This window comes from uncultured Corynebacterium sp. (genome assembly GCF_902489365.1).
In the GTDB taxonomy this organism is placed as follows: Bacteria; Actinomycetota; Actinomycetes; order Mycobacteriales; family Mycobacteriaceae; genus Corynebacterium.
Genome location: NZ_CABTZR010000140.1, coordinates 1 through 2,925 on the forward strand (window position 1 = coordinate 1; position 2,925 = coordinate 2,925).

Annotated in this window: 3 protein-coding genes; 1 reads left to right on the forward strand and 2 read right to left on the reverse strand. The window is 63.5% G+C overall.

The annotated features are described in order from the left end of the window. A partial coding sequence (locus RDN59_RS11820; protein WP_308608004.1) for a DEAD/DEAH box helicase occupies window positions 1–1,860 on the reverse strand: 1,860 nt, incomplete at its 3' end. Between the two features lie 91 nt (window positions 1,861–1,951). On the opposite strand from RDN59_RS11820, the gene RDN59_RS11825 reads away from it, so the two are divergent. Then, window positions 1,952–2,155: a cold-shock protein gene (locus RDN59_RS11825; RefSeq protein ID WP_239248701.1), complete on the forward strand. Its 204-nt coding sequence runs from the start codon at window positions 1,952–1,954 to the stop codon at window positions 2,153–2,155. On the opposite strand, the gene RDN59_RS11830 is transcribed toward RDN59_RS11825, so the two are convergent. After that, window positions 2,152–2,745, reverse strand: coding sequence for a DedA family protein (locus RDN59_RS11830; protein WP_374044618.1), 594 nt, complete (start codon window positions 2,743–2,745; stop codon window positions 2,152–2,154). The genes RDN59_RS11825 and RDN59_RS11830 overlap by 4 nt on opposite strands. Window positions 2,746–2,925 lie beyond the last annotated feature (180 nt).

Consider the following 2,925-nt stretch of genomic DNA (forward strand, 5'->3'; position numbering starts at 1 on the left):
AACCTCCAAACTGGCCACCCACAGGCCGGGGGCGTAGTTCACCAGGTCATCGGCCTCGTGCAGGATGCGGATATCCGTCGTGGACTTCGGCTGCGTGGTGTAGTCCGGCGTCTTCGGTACGGCGAGGGCCACGCCCGGTTCGGCGGACGCCGAACCATCGCCTCCGCCGAGGTGAAGTTCCTCGATGACGAAGCTTTCGCCACGGTGCAGGTACACCGCGCCGGGATGCACGTGGCTCACCGCGCGTGCGGAATCGATGGTGCCCAGCAATCGGCCATCGGAGGAATCCACAATCATGACCTCCTCGCCCGAGCCGCCGCGCAGCGAGACGGCCGTGTGCGCGGTCTCCGGGGTGAGCTCGCTGGAGCCAGCGGGCAGGGGAGCGGCGAACCAACCCTGCGGGCGCCGGCGCAGCAGGCCCTGCTGGGCTAGGTCATGAACCACGGCTTCGGCGTGGAAGGCGGACACGTCGGCATCAGACAACGGTTTTTCCACCGCTGCGCAGTAGACGTGCCCGCCCAGGATATACGGGTTAGCGGGGTTGAACACGCTGGCCTCCACCGGCCGGCCCAAGAGCGCTTCCGGGTGGTGAACCAGGTAGGTGTCCATCGGTTCATCGCGGGCCACCAGGACCACCAGCGAGCCCTGACCGCGGCGGCCCGCGCGCCCGGCCTGCTGCCAGAAGCTAGCAACCGTACCTGGGAACCCAGCAGTGACCACGGCATCCAGCCCGCCGACGTCGATGCCCAGCTCCAAAGCCGAGGTGGTGGCCACGCCGAGCAAGGAACCATCATCCAACGCCTGCTCCAGCGCGCGGCGGTCCTCGGCCAAATACCCCGCGCGGTAAGCCGCAATCCGGCGCGCAAAATCCGGTCGGCCCAGTCTTCCGGAGAGCTCCTCCGCCGCTCGCAGGGCTGTGGTTTCCGCCGCGCGCCGCGAGCGCACAAAGGTCAACGTCCGCGCACCCTGCGCTACCAGCGCGGCCATCATCCACGCCGCCTCCGTGGTGGCCGCTCGGCGTACGGGGGCACCGTTTTGGCCTTCGATGCCCTCCATGAAACCCGGCTCCCACAGCGCTACGGTCCGCGCACCCGTCGGCGCTCCATCCTCGGTTACAGGAAGAAACTCGCGCCCCGTCAGTCGCGCGGCATGCCGGGCGGGATCCCGCATGGTCGCCGAGGCCGCAATAATCACCGGCCGCGAACCATAGTGCTCGCACAGTCGTAGTAAACGCCGCACCACGAGCGCCACGTTCGCCCCGAAAACCCCGCGGTAGGCATGCGCCTCATCGATGACGATGAACTTCAAGTGCCGCAGTAACCGCGCCCACCGCTGGTGCGCGCCCAGCAGAGAAGAATGAATCATGTCCGGGTTGGAAAAGATGAACCGCGCCTGATCGCGGATGCCGGCGCGCGCTTCGGTGGGGGTATCGCCGTCGTAGGGGGCGGGGTGGACGTCGCCAAGCGCGGCAATGTTCTGGGTGAGCTCCAGCACCGCGCGCAGCTGGTCCGAACCCAGCGCCTTCGTCGGCGTGATGTAGAGCGCGCACGCGGTCGGGTCCTGCGCCAGGCGGGACAGGATGGGCAAACGATAGCCCAGGGACTTTCCGGAACTCGTGCCGGTGGAGACCACCACGTCGCGCCCCTCCCACGCGGCCTGTGCCACGGCGACCTGGTGGGCATAGAGCTTGGCCACACCTTGCTCCTCCAACGTCGCCCGCAACTCCGGCAGAACCCACTCTGGCCACTCGGCATAGCTCGCTGGCTGGGCGGGCAGGGTGGTGGAGTGTGTTAGCTCGGACTCGGGGAAACGCTCAACAAGGTGCTCGACGAGCTCCTCACCCAGAGGGTTCTCACTCACGCGTGCCTCCACTAATCTGCTGTAGGTGCCCAAACGTGGCACACTGGTGCACTAGTTTGCACCACTTTATTTCCGCAAAGGACAACTCATCATGGCATACGGTACCGTCAAGTTCTTCAACGCCGAAAAAGGCTACGGCTTCATTGAGCAGGAGGACGGCTCCGGCGATATCTTCGTGCACTACACCGAAATCCAAGGAACCGGTTTCCGCACCCTCGAAGATAACCAGCGCGTTTCCTTTGAAGTAGGAGAAGGCGCTAAAGGCCAGCACGCCACTAACGTCGAGGTGGTTTAGGGGGATTCGGCATAGCCGCGCCGGGTATCCCACCATTCCAGCAGCTTATTCTGTCCCTTCTGCAGGCCATAGCCAATGATGACAGCGGCGATGATGGAAATGAGCATGGCTATCGCGGGCGAGCCGGAAAAGGCCACGCCGCCGAGGTAACCAATGGCTAGCGCCTGCGCCACCCACAACAGGACACCGAAGGTGTCGAAGAAGAAAAACAGCGGCCATGGGTAGCGCATGGAGCCCAGCAGAATCGTCATGAAGAGCCGCGCTGAGGGGATAAAACGCGCAATGATGATGGCCGCGCCGCCGCTGCGCCGAATATTGCGCTTGACCCACGTTAAGGCGTCGTAGGCCTTCGTTCCCTTTTGGGCTCTATTAATAAGGGCGATGAGTCGTGTTCCCAGGAGGAAGCACAAGTTATCCCCCACAATGGCGGCAACCAGCGCGACGAAAAACATGGTGGGGAGGTGGGGGAATCCTTGGGAGCCAGACCAGGCGCCCACCATGTTGAGGGGAACCTCCGAAGGTAAAACGGGGAAGAAGCAGTCGAGGAAAATCAGCGAACCCACCAGCGGATAAATCCACTGGGTGGCCATGATGACCTCGAACCATGCAGTAATAGACGCAATCACGCTGTCTCCCAGTTGTGTGCTGTGAGGCGAATCCTCGGACGGCCAGTATAGACCCCCTGTTGTGTGGACGTGTACTGGCCTGAATAACTAGAGTGAACCTTTATCTGTGTACTCTAGGGGCAATTGCCCAGCAGAGGACTAGCC

What these genes read in the sequence shown, in the direction of transcription:
- RDN59_RS11830 (WP_374044618.1), bottom strand. Translation starts at nt 2,745, where the DNA reads ATGGCCACCCAGTGGATTTATCCGCTGGTGGGTTCGCTGATTTTCCTC.
- RDN59_RS11825 (WP_239248701.1), top strand. Translation starts at nt 1,952, where the DNA reads ATGGCATACGGTACCGTCAAGTTCTTCAACGCCGAAAAAGGCTACGGC.